The sequence below is a fragment of the Caballeronia sp. LjRoot31 genome, from assembly GCF_964253885.1.
Taxonomy (GTDB): domain Bacteria; phylum Pseudomonadota; class Gammaproteobacteria; order Burkholderiales; family Burkholderiaceae; genus Caballeronia.
Window position 1 is genome coordinate 2,829,220 of the sequence record NZ_CAXURX020000001.1, and the last position, 25,062, is coordinate 2,854,281.

25 protein-coding genes and 1 pseudogene are annotated in these 25,062 nt (G+C 60.5%); 12 read left to right on the forward strand and 14 right to left on the reverse strand.

Annotated features, from left to right (window positions below; genetic code table 11):
* Positions 1-7: 7 nt before the first annotated feature.
* The 6 genes from ACSQ8V_RS12555 to ACSQ8V_RS12580 all read right to left on the reverse strand — a co-directional run bounded on the left by ACSQ8V_RS12555 (position 8) and on the right by ACSQ8V_RS12580 (position 7,069).
* Positions 8-1,552, reverse strand: coding sequence for a 2-isopropylmalate synthase (locus ACSQ8V_RS12555; protein ID WP_213767385.1), 1,545 nt, complete (start codon positions 1,550-1,552; stop codon positions 8-10).
* 351 nt (positions 1,553-1,903) lie between these two features.
* Positions 1,904-2,767, reverse strand: coding sequence for a CDP-diacylglycerol--serine O-phosphatidyltransferase (gene pssA / locus ACSQ8V_RS12560; protein ID WP_213767386.1), 864 nt, complete (start codon positions 2,765-2,767; stop codon positions 1,904-1,906).
* 66 nt (positions 2,768-2,833) lie between these two features.
* On the reverse strand, positions 2,834-3,478 hold the full coding sequence (locus ACSQ8V_RS12565; protein WP_062084542.1) for a phosphatidylserine decarboxylase: 645 nt from the start codon (positions 3,476-3,478) through the stop codon (positions 2,834-2,836).
* Positions 3,479-3,614: 136 nt separating this feature from the next.
* Positions 3,615-4,631: a ketol-acid reductoisomerase gene (gene ilvC, locus ACSQ8V_RS12570; RefSeq protein ID WP_213767387.1), complete on the reverse strand. Its 1,017-nt coding sequence runs from the start codon at positions 4,629-4,631 to the stop codon at positions 3,615-3,617.
* Positions 4,632-4,699: 68 nt separating this feature from the next.
* Entirely contained in the window at positions 4,700-5,191 is a 492-nt protein-coding gene (gene ilvN / locus ACSQ8V_RS12575) for an acetolactate synthase small subunit (RefSeq protein ID WP_047844600.1), read from the reverse strand.
* A gap of 114 nt (positions 5,192-5,305) precedes the next feature.
* Entirely contained in the window at positions 5,306-7,069 is a 1,764-nt protein-coding gene (locus ACSQ8V_RS12580) for an acetolactate synthase 3 catalytic subunit (protein WP_436205902.1), read from the reverse strand.
* A gap of 384 nt (positions 7,070-7,453) precedes the next feature.
* Here ACSQ8V_RS12580 and ACSQ8V_RS12585 point away from each other — a divergent pair, with 384 nt between their 5' ends.
* From ACSQ8V_RS12585 to ACSQ8V_RS12600, 4 genes are read left to right on the forward strand one after another with little or no spacing between them, the layout of a single operon-like run.
* On the forward strand, positions 7,454-8,017 hold the full coding sequence (locus tag ACSQ8V_RS12585; protein WP_047844602.1) for an RNA polymerase sigma factor: 564 nt from the start codon (positions 7,454-7,456) through the stop codon (positions 8,015-8,017).
* Positions 8,014-8,460, forward strand: a complete 447-nt coding sequence (locus tag ACSQ8V_RS12590; RefSeq protein ID WP_213767389.1) for a DUF3619 family protein — start codon at positions 8,014-8,016, stop codon at positions 8,458-8,460. Before ACSQ8V_RS12585 ends, ACSQ8V_RS12590 begins: the two co-directional genes overlap by 4 nt.
* An 18-nt stretch (positions 8,461-8,478) precedes the next feature.
* The gene (locus ACSQ8V_RS12595; RefSeq protein WP_436205903.1) at positions 8,479-9,228 is read left to right on the forward strand and encodes a DUF3106 domain-containing protein; all 750 of its coding nucleotides are present in this window, start codon (positions 8,479-8,481) and stop codon (positions 9,226-9,228) included.
* A gap of 7 nt (positions 9,229-9,235) precedes the next feature.
* Positions 9,236-9,760, forward strand: coding sequence for an RDD family protein (locus ACSQ8V_RS12600; protein ID WP_436205904.1), 525 nt, complete (start codon positions 9,236-9,238; stop codon positions 9,758-9,760).
* Between the two features lie 130 nt (positions 9,761-9,890).
* Here ACSQ8V_RS12600 and ACSQ8V_RS12605 read toward each other — a convergent pair whose 3' ends face one another.
* Together ACSQ8V_RS12605 and ACSQ8V_RS12610 are read right to left on the reverse strand one after the other, a co-directional pair.
* Positions 9,891-10,598 (reverse strand): class I SAM-dependent methyltransferase, encoded by a 708-nt coding sequence (locus ACSQ8V_RS12605; RefSeq protein WP_436205905.1) that lies wholly within the window; start codon positions 10,596-10,598, stop codon positions 9,891-9,893.
* Between the two features lie 148 nt (positions 10,599-10,746).
* A complete protein-coding gene (locus ACSQ8V_RS12610; RefSeq protein WP_436205906.1) occupies positions 10,747-10,959 on the reverse strand; it encodes a hypothetical protein in 213 nt (70 codons plus the stop codon).
* 228 nt (positions 10,960-11,187) lie between these two features.
* On the opposite strand from ACSQ8V_RS12610, the pseudogene ACSQ8V_RS12615 reads away from it, so the two are divergent.
* The 6 genes and pseudogenes from ACSQ8V_RS12615 to ACSQ8V_RS12640 all read left to right on the forward strand — a co-directional run.
* A pseudogene (locus tag ACSQ8V_RS12615) lies at positions 11,188-12,021 on the forward strand (UDP-2,3-diacylglucosamine diphosphatase); the annotation flags it as partial.
* A gap of 38 nt (positions 12,022-12,059) precedes the next feature.
* Positions 12,060-13,091, forward strand: coding sequence for a glycosyltransferase family 4 protein (locus ACSQ8V_RS12620; RefSeq protein WP_213767394.1), 1,032 nt, complete (start codon positions 12,060-12,062; stop codon positions 13,089-13,091).
* A 362-nt stretch (positions 13,092-13,453) separates the two neighbouring features.
* Complete coding sequence (locus ACSQ8V_RS12625; protein WP_436183164.1) at positions 13,454-13,951, forward strand: diacylglycerol kinase; 498 nt, start codon at positions 13,454-13,456, stop codon at positions 13,949-13,951.
* A gap of 166 nt (positions 13,952-14,117) precedes the next feature.
* Entirely contained in the window at positions 14,118-14,834 is a 717-nt protein-coding gene (locus ACSQ8V_RS12630; RefSeq protein ID WP_213767396.1) for a TetR/AcrR family transcriptional regulator, read from the forward strand.
* A complete protein-coding gene (locus ACSQ8V_RS12635) occupies positions 14,834-15,418 on the forward strand; it encodes a TIGR00730 family Rossman fold protein (protein ID WP_436205907.1) in 585 nt (194 codons plus the stop codon). Before ACSQ8V_RS12630 ends, ACSQ8V_RS12635 begins: the two co-directional genes overlap by 1 nt.
* A gap of 22 nt (positions 15,419-15,440) precedes the next feature.
* Complete coding sequence (locus ACSQ8V_RS12640; protein WP_213767398.1) at positions 15,441-16,187, forward strand: SDR family oxidoreductase; 747 nt, start codon at positions 15,441-15,443, stop codon at positions 16,185-16,187.
* 20 nt (positions 16,188-16,207) lie between these two features.
* Here the strand turns inward: ACSQ8V_RS12640 and ACSQ8V_RS12645 are convergent, their stop codons facing one another.
* The 6 genes from ACSQ8V_RS12645 to sugE all read right to left on the reverse strand — a co-directional run bounded on the left by ACSQ8V_RS12645 (position 16,208) and on the right by sugE (position 22,120).
* Entirely contained in the window at positions 16,208-16,798 is a 591-nt protein-coding gene (locus tag ACSQ8V_RS12645) for a DUF924 family protein (RefSeq protein ID WP_436205908.1), read from the reverse strand.
* Positions 16,798-17,529, reverse strand: coding sequence for an alanyl-tRNA editing protein (locus ACSQ8V_RS12650; protein WP_436205909.1), 732 nt, complete (start codon positions 17,527-17,529; stop codon positions 16,798-16,800). The genes ACSQ8V_RS12645 and ACSQ8V_RS12650 overlap by 1 nt, the downstream gene beginning before the upstream one ends.
* A gap of 69 nt (positions 17,530-17,598) precedes the next feature.
* Positions 17,599-18,009, reverse strand: coding sequence for a group II truncated hemoglobin (locus ACSQ8V_RS12655; protein ID WP_213767401.1), 411 nt, complete (start codon positions 18,007-18,009; stop codon positions 17,599-17,601).
* A 93-nt stretch (positions 18,010-18,102) separates the two neighbouring features.
* The gene (locus tag ACSQ8V_RS12660) at positions 18,103-20,607 is read right to left on the reverse strand and encodes an ABC transporter permease (RefSeq protein WP_436206646.1); all 2,505 of its coding nucleotides are present in this window, start codon (positions 20,605-20,607) and stop codon (positions 18,103-18,105) included.
* Between the two features lie 98 nt (positions 20,608-20,705).
* On the reverse strand, positions 20,706-21,347 hold the full coding sequence (locus ACSQ8V_RS12665) for a DUF4126 domain-containing protein (protein WP_436182140.1): 642 nt from the start codon (positions 21,345-21,347) through the stop codon (positions 20,706-20,708).
* Between the two features lie 452 nt (positions 21,348-21,799).
* The gene (sugE, locus tag ACSQ8V_RS12670) at positions 21,800-22,120 is read right to left on the reverse strand and encodes a quaternary ammonium compound efflux SMR transporter SugE (RefSeq protein ID WP_213767402.1); all 321 of its coding nucleotides are present in this window, start codon (positions 22,118-22,120) and stop codon (positions 21,800-21,802) included.
* 436 nt (positions 22,121-22,556) lie between these two features.
* Here sugE and ACSQ8V_RS12675 point away from each other — a divergent pair, with 436 nt between their 5' ends.
* Both ACSQ8V_RS12675 and cydB read left to right on the forward strand, forming a co-directional pair.
* The gene (locus ACSQ8V_RS12675; protein ID WP_436205910.1) at positions 22,557-24,020 is read left to right on the forward strand and encodes a cytochrome ubiquinol oxidase subunit I; all 1,464 of its coding nucleotides are present in this window, start codon (positions 22,557-22,559) and stop codon (positions 24,018-24,020) included.
* Positions 24,017-25,024 (forward strand): cytochrome d ubiquinol oxidase subunit II, encoded by a 1,008-nt coding sequence (cydB, locus tag ACSQ8V_RS12680; RefSeq protein ID WP_436205911.1) that lies wholly within the window; start codon positions 24,017-24,019, stop codon positions 25,022-25,024. Before ACSQ8V_RS12675 ends, cydB begins: the two co-directional genes overlap by 4 nt.
* The last annotated feature ends 38 nt before the right edge of the window (positions 25,025-25,062 follow it).

The following is a 25,062-nucleotide window of genomic DNA, read 5'->3' on the forward strand; positions in this document are numbered from 1 at the left end:
AATCAATTTAGGAAAGCTGCGGATTCAGCTTCTCGACCTTCGAATGCAGCTTGTTCAGTGCCGCGAGATACGCCTTCGCCGACGCCGCCACGATATCCGGGTCCGTGCCCACGCCGTTCACGATCCGGCCGCTCTTCGACAAACGCACGGTCACTTCGCCCTGAGCCTGCGTACCCGTGGTAATGGCGTTCACCGAATACAGCACCAGCTCGGCGCCGCTCGTCACCTTCGATTCGATCGCGTGCAGCGTGGCATCGACCGGGCCGTTACCCCGTGATTCACCCTGCACTTCGATACCATCGACCGCAAATACCACACGCGCATGCGGCTGCTCACCCGTTTCCGAATGCTGAGCCAGCGACACGAAGCGGAACGTTTCCTTCGCCTGCATTTCCGCTGATTCTTCGGAGACGATCGCCATGATGTCTTCATCGAAGATCTCGGATTTACGATCGGCGAGTTCCTTGAAGCGCACGAACGCGGCGTTCACATCCGTTTCCGATTCCAGCGTCACGCCGAGATCTTCCAGGCGCTGCTTGAACGCGTTACGACCCGACAACTTGCCGAGCACGATCTTGTTGGTCGCCCAGCCCACGTCTTCGGCACGCATGATTTCGTAGGTATCGCGCGCTTTCAGCACGCCATCCTGATGAATCCCGGAAGCATGCGCAAACGCGTTCGCGCCGACCACAGCCTTGTTCGGCTGCACGACAAAACCGGTGATCTGCGAGACGAGCTTCGAGGTCGGCACAATATGCGTTGTATCGATACCGAGTTCCAGCCCGTAGTAATCCTTGCGCGTTTTCATCGCCATCACGACTTCTTCCAGCGCCGTGTTGCCCGCGCGCTCGCCGAGGCCGTTGATCGTGCACTCAATCTGACGCGCGCCGCCGATGTGGACACCGGCCAGCGAATTCGCGACCGCCATGCCGAGGTCATCATGGCAATGCACGGACCACACCGCCTTGTCCGAATTCGGCACGCGTTCGCGGATGGTCTTGATCAGGTTGCCGTAGCCTTCCGGCACGGCGTAGCCGACCGTATCGGGAATATTGATGATGGTCGCGCCTTCATCGATCACCGCTTCCAGCACCCGGCACAGGAAATCGAGATCCGAGCGGCTGCCGTCTTCCGGCGAGAATTCGACGTCGTCGGTGAACTTGCGCGCGAAACGCGTGGCGAGACGCGCCTGCTCGTAGACCTGATCCGCGCTCATGCGCAGCTTCTTTTCCATATGCAGCGCCGACGTAGCAATGAACGTATGGATACGGAAGTGATCGGCGGGTTTCAGCGCGTCGGCGGCGCGCTGGATGTCTTTATCGTTCGCGCGGGCCAGCGAGCAGATCGTGCTGTCCTTGATCAAGCCGGCAATGGTATGAATGGCGTCGAAATCGCCGTTCGAACTGGCCGCAAAGCCTGCTTCGATCACATCGACCTTCATCCGTTCGAGCGCCTTCGCGATCCGGATCTTCTCGTCCTTCGTCATCGACGCGCCGGGGGATTGCTCGCCATCGCGCAAGGTCGTGTCGAAAATGATCAGTTTGTCTGCCATGTCGGGCTCCAGTGGGGAGTTTTAGAGTGTTGAAAACGGTGGGGAAAAACAATACGGAATCCGGGTGTTCGCGCCACCGCTGGCGTCGAAAACCACGAACGAGCAGACGGGAGGCGGGAAGCTTAGCGCGGCAGGCGCGCTAGTAGCGGTAGCGCGCGTAGCGGCGCACCAGCTAGGAAAAACGAGAGGGGATGGGCGAAAAAAATCATTTGCAGACTATAACGAGATTTTTGAGAGCGTGCAATTGGGCTTTCCGATCGATCCGATTGACTTTACCCGCGTGGTTTTGGACCACGCGGCGCCCAAAAGCAAAAAGCGCGCACCGGGTTCAAGCCGATGCGCGCGGTTCTTTCAGTGCGCTTTTTCAGACGATCTGGCCGGATTCGGCCGGCCGCGTATGGCCATGTACCCCCACCATGCGTAACCGGAAAAACCGTACAACACGAACAAGCCGAACAACATCAAGGGCGGATCCGACGACACCAGCACAAACGCCACCACCACCAGCAGCACGCCGGCGAACGGGACACGGAAGCGCACATCGAGCGCCTTGCCGCTGTAGAACGGCGCGTTCGATACCATCGTGACACCAGCATAGATGGTCAGCGCAAACGCCACCCACGGCAGCCAGACCAGCTTCAGCGGCACGCGGTTGTCGGTAGCGAGCCACACGAAACCCGCGATCAGCGCCGCCGCCGCCGGGCTCGGCAGGCCCTGGAAATAGCGTTTATCGACCACGCCTACGTTGGTATTAAAGCGCGCAAGACGCAGTGCCGCACCCGAGCAATAGACGAATGCCGCGAGCCAGCCCCAGCGGCCCAGGTCCTTCAGGATCCATTCGTACATCACCAGCGCGGGCGCCACGCCGAACGAGACCATGTCCGAGAGGCTGTCGAACTGCTCGCCGAACGCGCTTTGTGTATGCGTCATGCGTGCAACCCGGCCGTCCATGCCATCCAGCACCATGGCTACGAAGATCGCGATGGCCGCGATCTCGAAGCGCACGTTCATGGCCTGAACGACCGCGAAAAAGCCGCAGAACAACGCGGCCGTGGTGAACGCGTTGGGCAGCAGGTAAATGCCGCGCTTCCTCAAAAACTGTTGCCGCTTCGCACGCCGCGTTTCCAGCACGCCGATGTCCTGCGCCGACTTGTTACGGCGAAACGCCCGCGGGGGTGTTGCCGTGCTTCGCGTTCGGCGCGGTTTGAGTGCCATCGAGTCCTCCGTTGTGCAGCCTGGTTTTACCGCTTTATTTGTACTGATTCTCTGCCGGTTCACTGACTACTCTGCGAACTCAGCAAGGATGGTAGACGAGGCCGACACCTTCTCGCCAATCGCCACCCGCGGACGGCTGCCCACCGGCAGATACACATCGACTCGCGATCCAAAGCGGATAAAGCCATAACGCTGGCCACGGTTAAGCGGCTCGCCAACGTGGACGTAGCACAAAATACGCCGCGCGATCAGTCCGGCGATCTGCACCGAAGTCACCGTATGCCCTGCCGCCGTCTGGATCACGATCGCATTGCGTTCGTTCTCGGTCGAGGCTTTATCGACGGCTGCATTGAGATACGAACCGGGAAAGTACTCGACCTTGCTGATAGCGCCATCGACCGGCGAGCGCTGCGAGTGGACATTGAACACGTTCATGAACACGCTGATCTTCAGCGCTTCGCGGCCCGCGTAAGGGTCGTGCGCGGTTTCCACGGCAACGATACGGCCGTCTGCCGGACACAGCACGGCGTTCGCCTGAACGGGAATCGGCCGGGCGGGGTCACGGAAAAACTGGACGACGAAGATCGTCAATAGCCAGAACGGCCAGGCAAAACCAAAGCCGCCGATGGCCTGGATCAACACGGCAATGACAGCCGCAATGGCAATAAACGGCCAGCCTTCACGCGCGATGATCGGATGTGGATAGTTCATGAACGAGTTCTATGTTTTTAGTAAAACCGTAGGATAGCAAAAGCCGTCCGGCGCCAAGCGACACCGGACGGCTTGCGGTCTTCACCAGGACCGGCATACGAGGCCGGTCGTTCAGCTTTTTAAGTTCTAAAGCTGCTTAGTTCTTCGACTGATCAACCAGCTTGTTTGCCGCGATCCACGGCATCATGGCGCGCAGCTTGGCGCCGACCGTTTCGATCTGGTGCTCAGCCGTCAGGCGGCGGCGCGATTGCAGCGTCGGTGCGCCAGCCTTGTTTTCGATGATGAAGCTCTTTGCGTATTCGCCGGTCTGGATGTCGGTCAGCACTTGCTTCATTGCCTTCTTCGTTTCCGACGTCACGATCTTCGGACCCGTCACATATTCGCCGTATTCGGCGTTGTTCGAGATCGAGTAGTTCATGTTGGCGATGCCGCCTTCATAGATCAGGTCGACGATCAGCTTCAGTTCGTGCAGGCATTCGAAGTACGCCATTTCCGGCGCGTAGCCCGCTTCCACCAGCGTTTCGAAGCCAGCCTTGATCAGGTCGACCGTACCGCCGCACAGCACAGCTTGCTCGCCGAACAAGTCAGTTTCCGTTTCTTCGCGGAAGTTCGTTTCGATAATACCGGCACGGCCGCCGCCGTTCGCTGCTGCATACGACAATGCCACGTCGCGTGCCGCGCCCGACTTGTCTTGTGCCACGGCGATCAGGTGGGGAACGCCGCCGCCCTGGGCGTACGTGCTGCGAACCGTGTGGCCTGGCGCCTTCGGGGCGATCATGATGACGTCGAGGTCAGCACGCGGGATAACCTGGCCGTAATGCACGTTGAAACCGTGCGCGAATGCCAGTGCAGCGCCTTCCTTGGCGTTGTCATGCACTTCGTTCTTGTAGACTTCAGCGATCTGCTCGTCCGGCAGCAGCATCATGACCACGTCCGCGCCCTTCACGGCTTCGGCCACTTCCTTGACCTTCAGGCCGGCCTTCTCAGCCTTGCTCCACGATGCGCCGTTCTTGCGCAGACCGACCGTCACGTTCACGCCGCTTTCCTTCAAGTTCAGCGCGTGTGCATGGCCTTGCGAGCCATAACCGATGATCGTGACTTGCTTGCCCTTGATGAGGGAGAGGTCGGCGTCTTTGTCGTAGAAAACTTTCATGGTGGTTCCTTTACCTGGAATTAATGTGTGAATTGGGTACTAATAACGTGCGCGCTGTTCAGGCGCTCTCAGACCTTCAGGATTCGCTCGCCCCGGCCAATGCCGGAACTGCCTGTGCGTACGGTCTCGAGAATCGCCGTTGCGTCCAGCCCCTGAATAAACGCGTCGAGCTTGTCGCTCGCGCCCGTCAGTTCCATCGTGTAGCTTTTTTCGGTAACGTCGATGATGCGGCCGCGGAAGATGTCCGCCATCCGTTTCATCTCTTCCCGTTCCTTACCGACCGCTCTCACCTTGATCAGCATCAGCTCGCGCTCAATGTGGGCGCCCTCTGTCAGGTCGACCACTTTCACCACCTCGATCAGGCGGTTCAGGTGCTTTGTGATCTGTTCGATCACGTCATCCGAGCCAATGGAAACGATGGTCAGCCGCGACAGCGAACTGTCTTCGGTCGGCGCCACCGTCAAGGTTTCAATGTTGTAGCCACGCGCGGAAAAGAGCCCGACGACACGCGATAACGCGCCCGGTTCGTTTTCCAGCAGCACGGAAATAATGTGTCTCATGATAGTTGCGTTCCTGATTTATCCAGTGAATAAGCGTGTTCCCGCAAAACTCACGCGCCACGATCGTCTTTTGTGAAGACGGGCGCGCGCGAGCCGCGCTTGGGAAAACAGCCGTTATAGATCTTCCGATCCGAGCAGCATTTCCGTGATGCCCTTGCCTGCCTGGACCATCGGAAATACGTTTTCGGTGGGATCTGTCTGGAAGTCGAGGAACACCGTGCGGTCCTTCAGGCGCAGTGCTTCTTTCAACGCCGGCTCTACATCGCGCGTGTGCTCAATGCGCATGCCCACATGCCCATAAGCCTCAGCCAGCTTCACGAAGTCAGGCAGCGCGTCCATGTACGAACTGGAATAGCGCTTCTTGTATTCGATCTGCTGCCATTGCCGGACCATGCCGAGATAGCGGTTGTTCAGCGAAATGATCTTGACCGGCGTGTTGTACTGCTTGCACGTCGACAATTCCTGGATGCACATCTGGATCGAACCTTCGCCCGTGATGCACAAGACCTCGTCGTCCGGGTGCGCCATCTTCACGCCCATGGCCGCCGGCAGGCCGAAGCCCATGGTGCCGAGGCCACCCGAATTGATCCATCTGCGTGGCTTGTTGAAACGGTAGAACTGCGCCGCCCACATTTGATGCTGGCCAACGTCCGAACAGACGAATGCTTCGCCGTCGGTCAGTTCCCACGCCTTTTCGACCACGTACTGCGGCTTGATGATCTCGCTTGCGCGGTCGAACTTGAGGCAGTCCTTCGAACGCCATGCCTCGATGTCCTTCCACCAGTCGGCCAGCGCCGCCGTGTCCGGACCATGCTCGGCCGTCTGCAACTGTTCGATCAACTCTTTCAGCACTTCCTTCACGTCGCCGACGATCGGAATATCGACCTTCACGCGCTTGGAAATGGACGACGGATCAATGTCGATGTGAATGATCTTCTTCGCATGCGACGCGAAATGCTCCGGATCACCGATCACGCGGTCATCGAAACGCGCGCCGATCGCAATCAGCACGTCGCAATGCTGCATGGCCATGTTGGCTTCGTACGTGCCGTGCATGCCGAGCATGCCGAGGAATTTCTTGTTGTCCGCGCGATAACCGCCCAGGCCCATCAGCGTATTCGTCACCGGATAACCGAGCAGGTCCGCGAACTGGTTCAACTCACGCGCCGCATTGGCCAGGATGATGCCGCCGCCCGTGTAGATGTACGGACGCTTCGCCGAGAGCAACAACTGCACGGCCTTGCGGATCTGGCCCGAATGGCCCTTGGTGACCGGATTGTACGAACGCAGCGAGACAGATTTGATTGGTTCGTACTTGCACGGCGTCTTTGACACGTCTTTCGGAATGTCGATCAGCACCGGGCCGGGACGTCCCGTCCGGGCGATGTAAAACGCCTTCTTGATGGTCAAAGCAAGCTCACGCACGTCCTTCACAAGGAAGTTGTGCTTGACGCATGGACGCGTAATGCCGACCGTATCGCATTCCTGGAACGCATCCTGGCCGATTGCCGCGGTAGGAACCTGGCCGCTGATGATGACGAGCGGGATGGAATCCATGTAGGCAGTGGCAATACCGGTCACCGCATTGGTGACGCCGGGGCCGGAGGTCACGAGGCACACGCCGACATTACCCGTGGAGCGCGCGTAGGCGTCAGCGGCATGAACCGCGGCCTGTTCGTGGCGCACGAGGATGTGCTGGATCTGGTCCTGCTTGTACAACTCGTCGTAGATATAGAGTACCGAGCCGCCGGGATAGCCCCAAATGAACTCGACTTTTTCGTCAGCGAGCGCGCGCATGAGCACGGTGCCGCCGATGGATTCAGCTTCGAGGGGGGGAGTCGTATCCGACGTGGAGAATTCCGCGCTGGGCATATTCATACATTCACCTTTCGAATTTTCGGCAAAAAATTGATTGGGTGCTCTCTGCCGGGCTTATGGCTCGGGTTCAAGCGGCGCGTCTAAATGGGAAGCGGGCTTTTTGGGCTCGCCTCAAAGAGACAGTTCACTTTATGATGCGAGTCGGAAACGATAGCCCGAGGCAATAAAGGTCGTCAAGGAAAAATTGCACAATCCCGCCTGAAGCGAGCAGGAATCGCAGCTTAAAGGCTCGGATTTATCCGAAATACTGAAGAAAACTCTGTGTTTCAGCCTGTAACGGCGGCGCATTTCCTCGCTGTTCACTCAAAAGTTTGCTAGCATCCGCAGGTTTTAAACCTCTCACCAACTCTTATCGACGCACGCTCGTTGCGCCGGGCCTCACGGATGGCATCAGACAAGGAACTCGCCGATTTTCTGGCGGGCGTCGAAAGACGCGCGTTTAAGCAGACGGTGTACACCGTACGCGACGACGATGCGGCGCTCGACATCGTTCAGGATGCGATGATCAAGCTCGCCGAAAAATACGGCGACCGGCCACCGCCCGAATTGCCCCTTTTGTTTCAGCGTATCCTGCAGAATGCAACGCACGACTATTTCCGGCGCCAAAAGGTCCGTAATACGTGGGTAAGCCTGTTCTCCTCGTTCGGCAACGCCGACGACGACGAATTCGACCCCCTGGAGACCTTCGAATCGCAGGACGGGACGGTCGGTGCGGAAAGCAGCGAGAGCCGGCTCGAGCGTGAACAGGTGCTCAACCTGATCGACGCGGAGATCCAAAAACTACCAGCACGTCAACGGGAAGCGTTTCTCATGCGTTACTGGGAGGATATGGATGTCGCCGAAACCGCCGCTGCAATGGGCTGCTCTGAAGGCAGCGTAAAAACACATTGCTCGCGGGCCACGCACGCGCTGGCACACGCGCTGAAGGCGAAAGGAATCACGCTATGAGCAACGCTCTCGATCACAAGGAAACCGAGTTCGCGCTGAAGGTACGCCGCGCGCTCGACGAAAACATCAATTCGCTACCCGCCGCATCGCTCGACAAGCTCGCAGCGGCGCGCCGGACGGCGATCGCACGCAAGAAGCCGGAAAAAGTCGCGGTCGCCGCGCCGGTTTTCGCGCCTTCGCTCGCCGGGGCGGGCATGGCAGGTCCGGGGTCGCTCGGCCCGGCCGGCTCTGGCCACGCGGGTAAACGCGGCCGCTTCTCGCGCCTGGCGCTGGCGTGGCCGCTGCTCGCGCTCGTGATCGGATTGGCTGGCATCGCTTATTTTGAGGACCAGCAGCGCACCGCGGAACTCGCCGATATCGACGCGGCCATGCTCAGCGACAATCTCCCGCTCGACGCCTATCTCGACCACGGTTTCAACGCGTACCTGACGCGCAATCATTAAGACTGCAGGAGTCATCGGGTGAGTTACAAGCGCGGCCTCGCGATTGTCTTTGGATGCGCAATTGCGGGACTTGTCGCGTTTGCCGCCACCTATCCGCGTTTCTACTCGTCCGCTTCGGCGGTGCCTGTTGCCGCCGCTCCGGCCGGGGCGAGCGCGGGAGAAGTCCTGTCGCCGCTTTCTTCGCTCTCCTCCCCCGCCAGTCCTATGGCCTGGGCCCGGCTTACCGACGCGCAACGGGTCGCGCTCGCGCCATTCGCCTCGCAATGGGACCAGTTCAGCGAGGAACGCAAGCGCAATTGGATCAAGATAGCGTCGCGATACAAGAAGATGTCGCCCGATGCGCAAAAACGCCTGCATGAACGAATGACCGAATGGGTCCACATGACCCCGGAACAACGCAAGGTCGCGCGCGAAAATTATCAGGTTTCGAAGTCCGTCCCTGTTGAGAAGCGGGAACGCGCCTGGGATGCTTATCAAAAGCTCCCGGAAGATCAGAAGAAAAAGCTCGCTGCCACCGAACACCCGCGCCGGCCGACCGTTGTCAGCGCGCCGCCTTCCGGTAAAACCGAAGTCAAGGATATCGACCGGCTGATGACCGCCCGGGAACATTCGCGTGCTTCCGAGGCTGCTGCAATGGGGACGTCTGTTTCTCCGGCGGCGCCCGCCGCTCCCGTTGTTCCCGCCATTCCCAGCGCCGCCAGTTTTGTGCCGGCCACGCCGATTCCGGTTTCGCCGCAACAGGCGCCGTCCATATTCAACGGGTCTTAGGCACAAATTGAGCGCTTCCTCCCTGGAATCTGTCGAGTCTCCCGAATTGAGCGCGCCCAGGCTGCGTCGCCGACTGGCTACGATGCTCTATGAAGGCGTGATCCTGTTCGGGATCGTCTTTGTTGCCGGGTATTTGTTCAGCACGCTCACCCAGCAACGCAACGGACTCACCCACCACAATCTGCTGATGGCGTGGATCGGGTTTGTGCTTGCAGTTTATTTCGTCTACTTCTGGACGCATGGCGGCCAGACATTGCCCATGAAAACCTGGAGGCTGAAAGTGGTCGATGCGCGTGGAGCGCCGGTTTCAACCGCACGCGCCATCGCGCGCTATGTGTTTGCGTGGTTGTGGTTCCTGCCGCCGCTGGCGTTGCATCCGTTGCTCAAGCTTTCCGTTCCGGCCACGCTTGTAGTGGCCGCCGTGTGGATCGTGCTGTGGGCCACAGCAGTGTGGCTCGATCCGGCACGACAGTTTTTGCATGACCGGCTGGCCGGAACACGGATCGTGGGCGTGGTCCCACCGGCGGCTTAGTCCAACATCCGCAATGTTGAACCGCCGTGGACCACGGCAACAAAAAAACCCTCAAGCAATATTTCAGGGCTCCGAAGCGTCAGTTGCGCGCTGAAATCCGGCCTTCTCCCCTATCTTGCTTTCGTCGGTCTCAGCTCAGCCAGTCTGGATCTTGCTTCAGCGCCATATGCAGGTTGTCGTTGAAGTGATGGATCCGATAACCCAATCCCCCGAACATTGTCTGCAATGACCGTCGCGTATAAAGCGTGATATGACCATTGCGAGGCGCGATGTACCAGTTGTCCATCCCCCGCGGCGACACGTGATCTATCGTCAACGTGGAGAACAGCAATACACCACGCCCGTTTAGCAGCCCGAGCGCTTCCTGGACCGACGCCAGCGGTTCGGGCGTGTGCTCCAGAACCTCGAACGCGCTGATGAAATCGAATGAGCCGGACGGCGGCACCCCTTCTTCATCCATCGGGTCCCAGCTATGTCCGTCTACTCCGCCATTGCGCAATAACGACGTCAGCGTGCCATTGCCGCCACCATAGTCGAGACACCTTAACCCGTGACCTTTCTTGATGAAATCGAGAATGAAAGCGGCATTGCCCGCAGGCCGTGAATCAATGTAGTCAGGGTCGACCAGCACGTAATCATCGTTATAAATGTGCCGCAGGTAGTCGGCCTTGCTCCAATGATCGAACGCAGTGGTGAAGATGAGACCGCAAGCATTGCATCGATTGTAATAGACCGGCACGCCGGTGAGCGGCAGATAGCGCCCGCGCCGCTCTTCGCAACTCTTGTTGAAGTCGGTGACGCCGTAGAGAGGCGCCGGTTCGTTGCATACTTTGCACATCGACATTCGAACGGCCTGCCCCACTGTTCCGCTATCCAGTTGCATAGGATTCCATCGTAAATCCGAGAGTATAGGCGAAGCCAACACGATGAGGACGCTCAGCTCCCCGCGTACTTGCGGCGATGTATCGCATCCGGTTATCGGCGAGTCATGCCAGTTTTTGCGTGGTCGTGGCGCTGAAGCAACGATAGTCCGTCAGGGCAACGTCCATCTGCGCGAACCCGATCGAGAAACGAAATCGAGCATAAACATCGCGGGTTGCAATGCGGCCATGCGCCCGTAGAGCCAACCGGACCGGCTTGCGATCTGTCCCGCAAGACACCTCGAAGACCCGTAAATAGCGACGTTTTTCCTTCTTCAACGCACACTCGGCACTTCCGCCACAACCTTTAGTAATAAGAAGTTTTCGTGACTGTCATGGCTCCGTCACGCGAGCATGGCGCAATGGCCGCACTGCAACCCGTTGCGCGTGCCCATGGCCACTAAATCGTCTGCGAGTCACCTCCTAGGCATTACCCTCCGCGATGCAGAAGCCATCGCGTTCCGCACCGACGTGGCTCCTCCCCCTTCCGCTGAAACCACCGGCGCCAGCCTCGCTCCCCCGACCGCTTCCGGAACCACCTCTCGCCCCGACGACGAACCTGCCGACCATCGCTACCGTACCATCTGGCTATCCGATATCCATCTCGGCTCCGGTGGCTGCCAGGCGCACTATCTGCTCGATTTTCTCCGCTATAACGATTCCGAGTACCTGTACCTGGTTGGCGACATCATCGACGGATGGCAGCTGCGCAAAGGCTGGTTCTGGCCGCAAGCACACAACGACGTGATCCAGAAGGTGCTGCGCAAAGCCCGCAAGGGCACGCAGGTGGTCTACATTCCGGGCAATCACGACGAAGCCGCGCGACAGTTCTGCGACCTGGCTTTCGGTGACATCCATGTACGCAACGAGGCCTTTCACACCACGCTCGCGGGCAAGCGCCTGTGGATCGTGCACGGCGATCTCTTCGATGGCGTCATCCAGCACGCCAAGTGGCTCGCTTATCTCGGCGACACGCTCTACACGCTGATCCTGCTGCTCAACCGCTGGTTCAACCGGGTGCGCAGCCGCTTGGGCCTGAACTACTGGTCGCTCTCGCAATACCTCAAGCATCAGGTCAAGAACGCGGTGAACTTCATCTCGAAGTTCGAGCACGTGATGACCGATGAAGCGCGCCGCCGCGGCTGTGACGGCGTTGTCTGCGGTCATATTCACAAAGCTGAAATCCGCGATATCGACGGTGTCCTGTACTGCAATGACGGCGACTGGGTGGAAAGCCTGTCGGCGCTCGTCGAGACGTTCGAAGGCGAGCTGAAGATCATTTACTGGACCGTCCTGCGCTCGCCTGAACACCATTCGCAAAAGGCCGCAGCGACTGCCTGAGCAACCGCCTGAGCGCTTTCACTTATCGAGGCCATCGAATGAAAATCATGATTGTTACCGACGCATGGGAACCGCAAGTCAACGGCGTCGTGCGTACCTTGAAAAGCACCAGCCGCGAACTGACTGCGCTGGGACATCGCGTGGAATTGCTGACGCCGCTCGAATTCAGGACCATCGCGTGCCCGACTTATCCCGAGATTCGCCTGTCGCTGCTGCCGCGCCGCCGCGTCGCGCAACGCATAGAGGAATTTGCGCCGGATGCGCTGCATATTGCGACGGAAGGCCCGCTCGGCATGGCAGCGCGCTCGTTCGCTCTGCGCAACAAACTGCCCTTCACGACCGCGTATCACACGCGCTTTCCTGAGTACGTGCAGGCACGGTTCCACATTCCGCTCGCTGCAACCTACAAGTTTTTGCACTGGTTCCACAAGCCTTCGCAAGCGGTAATGGCGCCTACGCCCGTTGTGAAAACTGACCTCGAAAAGTTCGGTTTCACGAACGTGGTCTTGTGGACACGCGGCGTGGATCTGGATATTTTTCGACCGATGGATTCGAAGGTCCTGAACACGACACGGCCCATTTTTTTGTATGTCGGACGCGTCGCGGTCGAGAAGAATGTCGAGGCTTTCCTGAAGCTCGATCTGCCCGGGTCGAAGTGGGTCGCGGGCGAAGGACCGGCGCTGGCCGAACTGAAATCGCGCTATCCGAACGCGAACTATCTTGGCGTGTTGTCGCAGGCTGAACTGGCGAAGGTCTACGCGGCCGCTGATGTATTCGTGTTCCCAAGCCGCACCGATACCTTCGGCCTCGTGCTGCTCGAAGCAATGGCATGCGGTACGCCGGTCGCGGCGTACCCGGTAACGGGTCCGATCGATGTACTCGGCACCGATGGCCCGGGAGCGCTTGACGAAGACCTGCGCGAAGCGTGTTTGCGGGCGCTGAAAATTGAACGCGCCGATGCCCGTGCGTGGGCGGAGAAGTTCTCGTGGCGGGCGGCATCGGAACAATTCGCGGCGAATCTGAAGCCGCTTGCGACGCGCGGCGCGACGCAAAGCCAAGCAACGGCGTAATCTGGCTTTCGCGAGGGCAACGGTATGATTGAATCCGCGTTGCCCTCAGCGCAACGTGGCGGATGTCAAAACGCGTTGTGCGGTTCGTGATCCACCGGCCAAAGAAGGCAACAATGCGACGTGGCCGCTCGCAGCTGCAACAAGCTGCCGGCGGACTCGCCTTTGGTGACTTCCGCACAGCGGTCGTTCGAGAAGTCGGCCGCGAGTCAGCCGCGAATCAGCCGCGAGTCATCCCCGCCCCGCGAAGCGGCTTCGAGCGTGGCTCGAAGAGTGCGTCGGAGCGTGCGTCAGTACAACCACAGCAAGTTTCAAAGAAGCGCAATGTGAAAGCCAAACCTTCAGTGCAAGCGAAATCCCTGCTCTTGATACACCGGGAACCCTTCAGCAACGAAGACGACGACATCGAGGGCGCGCCGCATCCGGGCGAGCCCTTGAGCGCCGACGATCCGCTCGCTCCGTTGCCGTTCAATCCCTACAAGGGCAACCGCGGCCTGACCCGCGCCTGGCACGCGATGAAAAACTCGCTGAACGGCTTTCGCGTGGCGATCCGCGAGGAAAGCGCGTTCCGCCAGGAGCTGACGCTCGCCGCCATCCTGGTGCCGTGCGGCATCTTCGTGCCGGTCTCGCCGGTCGAACGGGCGGCGCTGCTGGCGTCCGTGCTGCTGGTGCTGATGGTGGAATTACTGAACTCGAGCGTGGAAGCGGCGATAGACCGGATTTCGCTGGAGCGGCACGAACTGTCCAAACGGGCGAAGGATTTCGGCAGCGCGGCGGTCATGGTCGCCCTGCTGGTGTGCGTGCTCACATGGGGCCTGATAGTCGGCCCATTGCTCTGGCGATGGGCCTTGATGCTGTTTTGAACACCCCGCGGCACGCAACTGGCCACCCGCGCAGACCCCGTCCCCACTCAGCCGTTTATAATCGTCCGATATTCAAGATAGCCACCGATTTCCGGGTTCGTGACGCCGTCACGCAGGCCGCCTCAGGCCGCCCCCACCCGGAGCCGGTCAACCAGGTCCGGACGACATGGAAGCCAAACCTCCCCGCCGCACCCGTGAACGGATTCTCGAACTGTCGCTGAAGCTGTTCAACGATATCGGGGAACCGAACGTCACGACGACTACCATCGCCGAAGAGATGGAAATCAGTCCAGGTAACCTGTACTACCATTTCCGCAACAAAGACGACATCATCAACAGCATCTTCGCGCAGTTCGAACAGCAGATCGAAAAGCGGCTGCGCTTTCCCGAAGACCATCGTCCGACGATTGACGAGATGTGGTCGTACCTGCAGTACATGGCGGATTTCCTGTGGCAGTACCGGTTTTTGTATCGCGACCTGAATGATCTGCTCGCGCGCAACCGCACGCTGGAAACGCATTTCAAACAGATCATCACCCACAAGGTCAACTTCGCGCAGCAACTGTGCGATGCACTCGTAGCCGATCACGAAATGGTCGCAACGCCCGCGGAAATCAAGGTGATCGCGACCAACATGGGGGTGATCGCGACGTACTGGCTGTCGTACCAGTTCGTCATGAACCCGCGCAAATATAACGAGCAGGAAACCATCCGCTCGGAATTGCATCAGGCGAGCCTGCATATCATCTCGATGATGGCGCCGTATCTCCGTGGCCGGTCACGGCAGATTTTCGATGACCTCGTGTCGGGGAAAATGCCGGAACGCGTCTTTGCCGATTACCGCGCGCCCAAGGAAGACGGCGCGCCTAAGGAACCTATTTAATGAAAGCTGTCTGCGTATATTGCGGCTCCGCCAATGGAGCCAGACCGGTCTATGCCGAAGCGGCAAAAGCGTTTGGCCGGGCGTTGGTCGAAGCGGATCTCGCGCTGGTCTACGGCGGCGGGAGCGTGGGGTTGATGGGCACGATCGCCGACGAAGTCCTGGCGCTCGGTGGCCGCGCCATCGGTGTGATCCCCGAATTGCTGATGAACAAGGAAGTCGGCCATAAAGGTCTGACGGAGCTGTACGTCGTGCCCGACATGCATCAACGCAAGAAGAAAATGGCCGATCTCGCCGATGCGTTTGTATCGATGCCCGGCGGTGTCGGTACGTTCGAAGAGCTGTTCGAGGTCTACACGTGGGCGCAGCTTCGTTATCATGAGAAGCCGGTCGCGCTGCTGAACGTGGACGGGTATTACGATCCGCTGCTCGCCATGCTGCGCCATACGGTGGAAGAAGGGTTCATGCGCGCGCCGTTCCTCGACATGCTGCAAGTGAACGCCGATCCCGTGAAGCTGATCGAAGCGCTCAACGCGTATAAACCGCCGCTGGTAGATCGCTGGCCCGAAAAGCGCGACGCTGTTTGATATCCCAACGGAGAATTTGACGATGTCGAAGGTCGTGTTGATCACGGGCGGCAGCCGCGGCATTGGCCGTGCCGCCGTTTTGCTGTGCGCGGCGCGTGGCTGGTCGATCGGCGTGAATTACGCGACCAACCGCAGCGCCGCCGATGAAACCGTCGCCCGCGCGCAAGCCGCCGGTGGCCAGGCGATCGCAATCCAGGGCGATGTCTGCGAAGAAGCCGATGTGATTGCCCTGTTCGATGCAACCGTGCGCGCGTTCGGTCCTATCGACGGTTTCGTGAACAACGCGGGCATTGTCGCGCCGGGTTCCGCGCTGGCCGACATGGACATCGCGCGCATGAAACGCGTCTTCGATACCAACGTGCTCGGCGCGTATCTCTGCGCGCGTGAAGCGGCGCGGCGCATGTCGACCAAACGGGGCGGACGGGGCGGGTCGATCGTCAATGTGTCGTCGGCGGCAGCGCGGCTTGGGTCTCCGAACGAGTACGTGGACTACGCAGGGTCGAAAGGCGCCATCGATACCTTGACGATCGGCCTCGCAAAAGAACTCGGTCCGGAAGGCGTGCGCGTGAATGCGGTGCGGCCTGGTTTGATCGATACCGAGATTCACGCAAGCGGCGGCAAGCCCGATCGTGCAGCACAGCTGGGCTCGCTCGCGCCGCTGGGGCGGCCCGGTACGGCGAATGAAGTGGCGGAATCGATTGTGTGGCTGTTGTCCGATGCGTCGGCGTATGTGACCGGCGCATTGCTCGACGTGGCGGGCGGGCGTTAGGACGTTGGGACGTTGGGACGCTAAAAACCGCCCTTCTGCTTGAGCCATGCGCGTTCTTCGGCTGTTGATTCGCGGCCGAGGATAACGTTGCGATGCGGAAAGCGGCCAAACCGCTCGATCACTTCGGCATGGCGCAGCGCGTATTTCAGCCCGTCTGCGATGTCCTTGTCGCCGGTTTCATCGAAGAGTGCTTGGTGCAGACGCACGGCTTCACGCTGGCTTGCCAGCGTCTCGTCGTGCTCGAACGGCATGGTCACGAACACGCGATGATGAATCGTCGGCAACGTGAGCTCGCCGCGCGTATCGACCAGCATGCGAGCCAGCTTTAATGCTTCGGCGTCACCGGCGAATGCACGCGGCGTGTTGCGAAAACAATTGCGCGTGAACTGGTCGAGCAACACGATCAACGCAAGCGCGCCGAGCGGTGTAGCGGACCACGAAGCAAGCTGACCTTCCAATGCCTCTTCGAGCAGAGCGCCGAAGCGCTCGTGAAGCATGGCATCGAAGGTCGCATTCTTCTTGAACCAGGCACGGCGCGCGTGACCGTACTCCGCCGAATCCGGCGCACCGAACCACGCGTCGAGCACCGCTTGAGCGCGTGCGTCGAGCATCACGCAAACTCGATCACAAGACGCCGCGTGCGTGCACTTTTCTTCTCCACCTTCGCGATCCGCAGCTCACCGATCTCGCTCGTGTTACGCACATGCGTGCCGCCGCACGGCTGCAAATCAATACCTTCGATGCGCAACAAACGCACACGCCCCATGCCGGCCGGCGGCTTCACGCTCATGGTGCGCACGAGCTCAGGACGCTCTTCCATTTCCTGGTCGGTGATCCACTCGGTCGCTACCGGATGCGCGCCGCCAATCAGCTCACGCAAGCGGGTTTCCAGCGCCTCGCGTTCGATCGGTTCGACCGTCGCGAAGTCCATGCGCGCGTAGCCGCTGGTGATGCTGCAGCCATCGACGGGATAGGGTAATGCCGCGCACAGCAGATGCGTCGCCGTGTGCAGGCGCATGTGCCGGTAACGCCGCTCCCAATCGATCTCGGCCGTCACCCGATCGCCCACGTTCAGCTTCGCGAGCAGCGCGTCCTGATCCGGCGCGGGCACATGGACGGCGTCATCGGGCGTCGCGCCTTCGAACTTGGCCTTGCGGGTGTCCGTTATTTCGATGCGCGTTCCATCCGCCAGCGTCAGCGATCCGGCATCACCGGCCTGACCGCCGCCCAGCGGATAAAACACGGTTTGATCGAGATGGATACCAAGCTCGTCGATAGCCGTGATCGTCGCCTCGCAGCGCGTCAAATAGGCGTCCTCGCGAAACAACGCGCGTGTGCTCATGGGGAAATCTCCTGGTCTGTCACCGGCTGAAAATGAACCCGTATTATGCGGGCGGCCCGCCAAGCCTCCTTAGCCCGGGCGGTTGCGCATCCAGTCGGCGGTATCGAAGAAGGACGTGAGGAGGCGTTCACGCAAGGGCGCGTCGAGGCCGGTATCTTCCATTGCCCACGCCATGCAGCGCAGCCATTGATCCCGTTGCGGCGATGCAATCGCGAAGTTCATATGGCGAGCGCGCAAACGCGGATGGCCAAAGCGGCTGATGTAATGGTCCGGGCCGCCCATCCAGCCGCACAGGAACCAGAAGAATTTATCGCGGGAATTCTCGAGCGTGGGAGGATGCAATGCGCGCAAAGCCGCGAAGTCCGGTTCGAGATCCATCAGGTCGTAGAACCGGTCGACGAGCGCACGCACGCGCTCCTCGCCGCCAACGAGTTCAAATGCCGTGGGTTGCGGCGCCTGTTCAATATTTGCTTCGGTCATGCGTTTTCTTTGGGGTTATCGGGGGAAGGAGCGCTGCGGGGTTCGTCTGGTGTTTGGCGGGTGACGCACGGCCACGCGTTATCCGGGCCTCGGTCAGGCATCCCGCAACGATTGCAGCGCCGGCCGCGACAATACGCGGCGCAGGCTCATCCAGCCGCCCACACCCGAACACACGACACCCGCCACAATGCCCGCCGGCACGAGCCACGGGTTGAAATCGATGTGAAACTCGAACACGTACGTCGCCAGCACCCAGCCGATTCCCTGTGCGCCAAGCGCCGCCATCAGCCCGCTCAATGCGCCCACTGCCACGAACTCCGCGGTCTGCACCGAGCGCACCTGCTTGTGCGACGCCCCGAGCGCGCGCAGCAACGCGGACTCGTGCACACGCTCGTCGCGCGTGCCGGCCAGCGCCGCGTACAACACGAGCACGCCCGCCGCGAGCGTGAAGACAAACAGGAACTGCACAGCGCCAATCACCTGTTCCAGCACGCGCTGGATCTGCGCGAGAATCGGCGCGATATCAATGGCGGTCACGCTCGGATACTTGTTGATCAAGCCATCGATCAAACCCTGCTGCCCCGGCGGCAAATGGAAACTGGTGATGAACGTGGCGGGCAGATCGCTGATGGACGGCGGCGGCATCAGCACAAAGAAATTCACCTTGAACGAATTCCAGTCGACCTTGCGCAGGCTCGTGACCGGCCCTTCGACCTGCATGCCGGCGACGTCGAAACGCAGCGTATCGCCGAGTTTCACGTGGATGATCTTCGCGAGCCCCTGTTCTATCGATACCTGCGCCTTTGCGTCCGTGCCGTACCAGTCGCCGCCGACCACGCGGTTATCGCTGGGTAATTCGGTTGTGTACGAGAGGTTGAACTCGCGGTCGACCAGACGCTTTGCGTCGGCCTTTTCGTAGTTGTCGGGACTGACCGTCTTGCCGTTCACGGCGATCAGGCGACCGCGCACCATCGGCGACAACACCGCGTCGGCCTGGCCATGTTGCGAGAGGTAATCGGCGACGCCGGCGCGCTGGTCGGGCTGGACATCGATGAGAAATTCGTTCGGTGCGTCCGGCGGCGTCGATTGCCGCCAGCCCGCGATCAGATCGCTGCGCGTCATCGCGATAAGCAGCAGGCACATGAGGCCGATACCGAGCGCCGTGATCTGCAACGCGCTCGCGCCGCTGCGCCGCTCCAGCGACGCCAGCGCGTACCGCCAGCCCACGCCCGCGCCAACGCGTTCGCTTCGAACAAACCGGGCGGCCGCCCAAAGCGCCACGCGTGCAATGCCGCCAAACACCACCAGACCGCCCGCGAATCCGCCCGCCACGATCCCGCCCAGTTTCCACTCGCCCGCCGCGAGCACGAGCAGGCCGGCGAACAGCAGCACGCCCACGCCGTAGGCAATCCACGCTACCCGGCCGGCATCGCCGAGTTCCCGGCGAATGACGTGGACCGGCGGCACACGCGTGAGCGGCAGCAACGGCGGCACAGCGAAACCGAGCAACAGCACCAGTCCGGTTGCAATCCCTTGCAACGCGGGCCAGACGCTGGGCGGCGGCAATTCGACATCGACGAGTGTTCCCAGCCAGTCCAGCAGTACCAGATGTCCACCGAAACCCAGCACCACACCCGCCGCGCTGCCCAGCAACCCGACCAGCAGGAATTCACCAATAAACAAAGACCGCAACGTCCCCTGGCTCACGCCGAGACAGCGCATGGCCGCGCAGCCGTCCAGATGCCGGCGCGCGAAACGGTGCGAGGCCATCGCGATGGCAACCGCCGCGAGCAGCGCGGTGAGCAGCGAGACGAGCGTGAGGAAATGACTGGCGCGGTCGATGGTCTGACGCACTTGCGGCTGGCCGTCCTGCAACGATTCGAGCGCGACGCCGCGCAGCTTGCCATCGTCCACTTTTGCGCGGGCGAACGTGGCGAACTGCTTGACCTGCGCATCCGGTCCCGCCACCAGCAACCGATAGGTCACGCGGCTGCCGAACGTGACGAGGCCGGTGGACGTGAGTTCATCGGAGCGCATCATCAGGCGCGGCGAAAAGCTGACGAACGAGAATCCGCGATCGAGTTCGCGCGTGATGACCGCCGCCACCTTGAACGCGCGCGTACCGACGCGGACGGTGCCGCCGACAGGCACTTTCAACGCATCGAGCAACGCGGGGTCGACCCAGACAGTGCCGGGCGCGGGAATGGAGGTAGTGGGCGTGCCGGGCTGATCGACAGCAGTCGCAATGCTCACCGCGCCGCGCAGCGGATACCCTGGCGAAACGGCCTTCAACGCCGCCAGACGGGCAACAGGCGTGGCGGACGCATTTCCCGAAACGCCCGCGCTGATCATGCTGGGAAAAATCGCGGTGGTCGCGGTCTCGAGCTTGAGTTGAGCCGCTTCTGCGGCGAACGCGGGATCGACAGGATGATCGGCGCGCACGACAAAATCCGCAGCGATCATCTGCCGCGCGTCCCGCTCCAGCCCCTGGCGCATCCGGTCGCCGAGAAACCCGACACTCGCGAGCGCGGCGACCGCCAGCACGAGCGCCAGGATGAGCATGGTCAACTCGCCCGCACGCCAGTCGCGCGCGGTCATTCGCAGCGACTGGCGCGCAATCTGCGTGAAGCTCAGTCCTTGCTGCTTCGGATCCTGCTTGGAATCTTGCTTCAACTCGCCGTCCAGGCTACTCGTACTCAATCGTGCTTGCTCCTGAACCGGCCGACGCCCGGATTCACCCGTGCGCTGACGCTGGGCACCATGTGCTTGGCCATCCGCCCGAAGCCGCCGCGCACGCCTCTTACGATCCGTGGCAACGCCCAGCCGGCACACAACAGGAACGCGATGATCAGGACCAGGCACAGCAACGGCACGAACAACGCGAGCGTGATGCCCAGCAACGCGCCGAAATCCTCGGTCGCCGATGCCACCCAGTTCGACACCGGTTCCGGCGATAAATTGATGAGCGCCCGCGTGCCGGCTTTGGCCAGATGCGCAGCGCCCGCAAGCGTACCGCCGGCGAGCGCGGCAACAGTCAGCAGCGCCGGATCGGCGTGGCCGAACGCACCAACGGCCAGCACGGCGCCGGCCGGAATACGAATGAAGGTGTGGATGGCATCCCAGAGGGAATCGAAGGCGGGGATTTTATCGGCGAAAAACTCGACCACGGCGAGCGCTGCCGCCACGCCGATCACCCACGGAGAACCCAGCACCGCGAGGGTGTCGGGTAAGTGGACCAGTCCCATGCGCTCGAACAGTCCCGCGACGAAAACCGTCAGGTACAGTCGCAGCCCGCTGGCCCACGAAAGACCCGCTGCCAGCGAAAGTGCTTCAAGCATGACCGTCTCCTTGCGCGCTGCTCGCCCCGTGCCCGAGCGCCGGAGATTCCGGCGCATCTGGCTACGAATGCCTGACCCGCCGCTCAAGCTGCCCGGCGACGGGCTGGGGATAAATGGATGCGGCCCGGTAGGCCCGGTATTGACCCGGCCCACCTTATTCTGGCGCTGTTCCGGGTTCACCTGACGAAAAGACTGCCGAACCCGGTGAATTTTTCAAGACAACTGAAAGTCATTATAGCCACGCGCAGCGCGTTGATGCATTGCGCCATATGTCGACGTGTACAGCATCCAACGTTCCTGATTCAGCCCTTAATCACGAAATCACAGCACACGCGGCCTGAACTCCGCCTTGTACTCTTTAACGGTCATTTTTGCGATCCCTTTAATGATCCAGGAGCGGGTCGGGAATGGGCCGTGACAAAAGGCCGCTGCGATGCGCTAAATCGTCGGATTTAATGTCCTGACGATACTTTCAATCCAATCAACCCGACCACGATCAGTGCAGCGCTCGCGACTCGCGCAACCGTCAGCGCTTCGCCCAGCATGACAATTCCAAACACAAACGCGCCAATCGCGCCGATACCCGTCCACACGGCGTAAGCCGTACCCAACGGCAACTGGCGCATCGCCAGCGCCAGCAGCACGAAGCTGCCGGTGGCTGTGACCAGCGTGAACACCGACGGCCAGAGCCGTGTGAAACCTTCGGAGGTTTTGAGACCCGCGGCCCACGCCACTTCAAGCAGGCCCGCGATCAGCAATAGAAACCAGGACACAAGAAACTCCCGTCGAAAAACGGGGCCGTCCCCGATGTGACTGAGGCGCGCAAGGTCGTCCTTGCGGCATGTAATAGAAGTGTAATTATAACGATAGACCGAATGAGCCGCTTGCGGTCGACCACAATCTACTGGTATTCGAGCCGGTTTCAGCGCCTTTTACGCCATTTTTCGCGTCAACATATAAGAAATACGAAAAGCTGAAATAACCCGCAGCGGCCTTGCTGCGAATGCCTTTATGCGCTCCGTCAATCCGTTCGAGCAGTGAATGCATCCTCAAAGGACAACGCGAAATAAAAACGTCCTTTCACGAAAACCTGCTTTAATCTAAACCAGTACGCAGCAGTTGATACGTGAAACACCGCCACAACGAGCACGGCACAACGCTGACGTGCCGCTGAATCAACCCATTTGAAACTTCTCGCGCGGAGTGTTCATGGCGTTCGATGCCGTTTTGCTATCCCGTTTCCAGTTTGCCTGGGTGATTGCGTTTCACATCCTGTTGCCGGCCTTTACGGTCGGCTTATCGTGTTTTATCGCGACGCTTGAATTGCTCTGGTGGCTAAGCAAACGGGACGTGTACAGGCGGCTTTCTGCGTTCTGGCTGAAGATATTCGCGGTTTCATTCGGCATGGGCGTGGTGTCGGGGATCGTGATGCCGTTCCAGTTCGGCACCAACTGGAGCCGGTTCACCGATGCCACCGCCAGCGTGATCGGCCCGCTAATGGGTTACGAGGTGCTGACCGCGTTCTTTCTCGAGGCTGCGTTTCTTGGCGTCCTGCTGTTCGGGCGCAAGCTCGTGCCGCAATGGGCGCACGTGCTGGCAGCGGTTTTCGTCGCGTCGGGGACGGTGATTTCGTCGTTCTGGATTCTCGCGGTGAATAGCTGGATGCAGACACCGGCGGGCTACAAGATCCTTCCAGACGGCCGCTTCGAAGTAACGAGTTTCTTCGATGCCATCTTTACGCCCTCTTTCCCTTACCGCCTCGGTCATACGGTCAGCGCCTTCCTGGTGACGGCCGCGTTCGTGATTCTCGGCGTAGGCGCGCTTTATTTGCGGCAAGGCCGCGCGCTTGAGGAAAGCCGCGTGATGACCAAGATGGCGCTGATCTTTCTCGTGATCATGGTGCCGGTGCAGATGGTTATCGGCGATGCACACGGACTGAACACGCTCGAACATCAACCTGCCAAGGTCGCCGCAATGGAAGGTCTGTGGAACACCGGTTCGCGCGTGCCCGCCGCCATCTTCGCGATTCCCGATCAGGCCAACGAGCGCAACGATTTCGAAATTTCGATACCCGTGCTCGGCAGCATCTACCTCACGCACGATCCGAACGGCACGGTACGCGGCCTGAAGGACTTCCCGCGTGAAGACAGGCCGAACGTGGCGGTGGTGTTCTTCGCGTTCCGGATCATGGTCGGTATCGCGTTGCTGATGTTCGCGCTGGTGCTCTCCGGCATTGTGCTGTTCGCACGCGGCAAACTCGAGACAAGTACGCGATGGTTGCGTTGCGCCACGTACGGCATGCCGCTCGGCTTTATCGCCGTGCTGGCAGGATGGACGACGACCGAAGCCGGCCGCCAGCCGTGGACCGTGTATGGACTGATGCGCACCAGCGACTCGGTCACGCCGTCGCTGACAGCCGGCGATGTCGGGCTCTCGTGGCTGCTCTACGTGCTGGCGTATATCGTCATCTTCGGCTCGGGCTTCATCCTGCTGCGACGACTCGTGCGGATCGGCCCCGCCGACGAACACGCCGATACCGACAGCGACCTCCTGCAACCGGAAACGCGCGCGGCGCGGCCGTTATCGGCGGCATCGGCTAATGCATCGGGCGGCGTGAGTGCAGCCAAATCCGTCGGCCCGGACGACGTCGTTCCCCCTTCCAGGAGATCATGATGCTCGACCTCGTACCGATGTGGGCCGCCATCCTCGCGCTCGCGGTATTCATGTACGTGCTGCTCGACGGCTTCGATCTCGGCGTGGGCATGGTGTTCCTGCTGCGTCGGGACCCCGTTGAACGCCAGTTGATGATCAACTCCGTCGCCCCGGTCTGGGACTTCAACGAAACCTGGCTGATCCTTGGCGGCGGCGGTTTGCTTGCGGTCTTTCCGCTTGCGTTCGCCATCATCGTGCCGGCGGTCTATTTTCCGATCCTGTTGATGCTGCTGGGCTTGATCTTTCGCGGCGTGGCGTTTGAATTCCGCGAAGTGGTCGGCGCGCGCAAGTGGATCTGGGATGGCGCGTTCGGCTACGGCTCGCTGATCGCGACGTTCTCGCAGGGCGTTGTGCTCGGCATGTTCATGCAGGGCTTTCCCATTCACGGGCGCGTGTTTGCCGGCACAAGCTGGGACTGGTTTGCGCCGTTTCCGCTGCTGACGGGCGCCGGGCTGATTTTCGGCTACGCGCTGCAGGGCACGACCTGGCTCGTGCTTAAAACAGAAGGCGAGTTGCAGGAATGGGCCCGAGGCATGGCAAAGAAAGTGCTGTTCGGTGTCGTTGCGTTTATCTTGCTGATCAGTATCTGGACGCCACTGAAGGACGCGCGTATATCGGCACGCTGGTTCAGCTTTCCAAATAGCTTCGTGTTCGCGCCGGTGCCGGTGCTGACGGTGTTGCTGGTCTGGACGTTGTGGTCGGCGCTGGAAAAACGCAAGGAAGTGGTCCCGTTCATGTGCTCGATCGGTTTGTTCTTCCTGGCCTTCACAGGCCTTGTAATCAGCCTTTGGCCTTTCATCGCGCCACCGTCGGTGACGTTGTGGGATGCGTCCACGACGCCCCTTTCGCAGCAGTTCCTGCTGATCGGGACGATGTTCCTGCTACCCGTTATCGTGCTTTATGTGGTGTGGTCGTATTGGGTGTTTCGCGGCAAAGTGCGCGGTGACATGGGATATCACATGTAGCGCACCCTCCGCTTTCGGCAGTGAGTCAGTCCGGATTC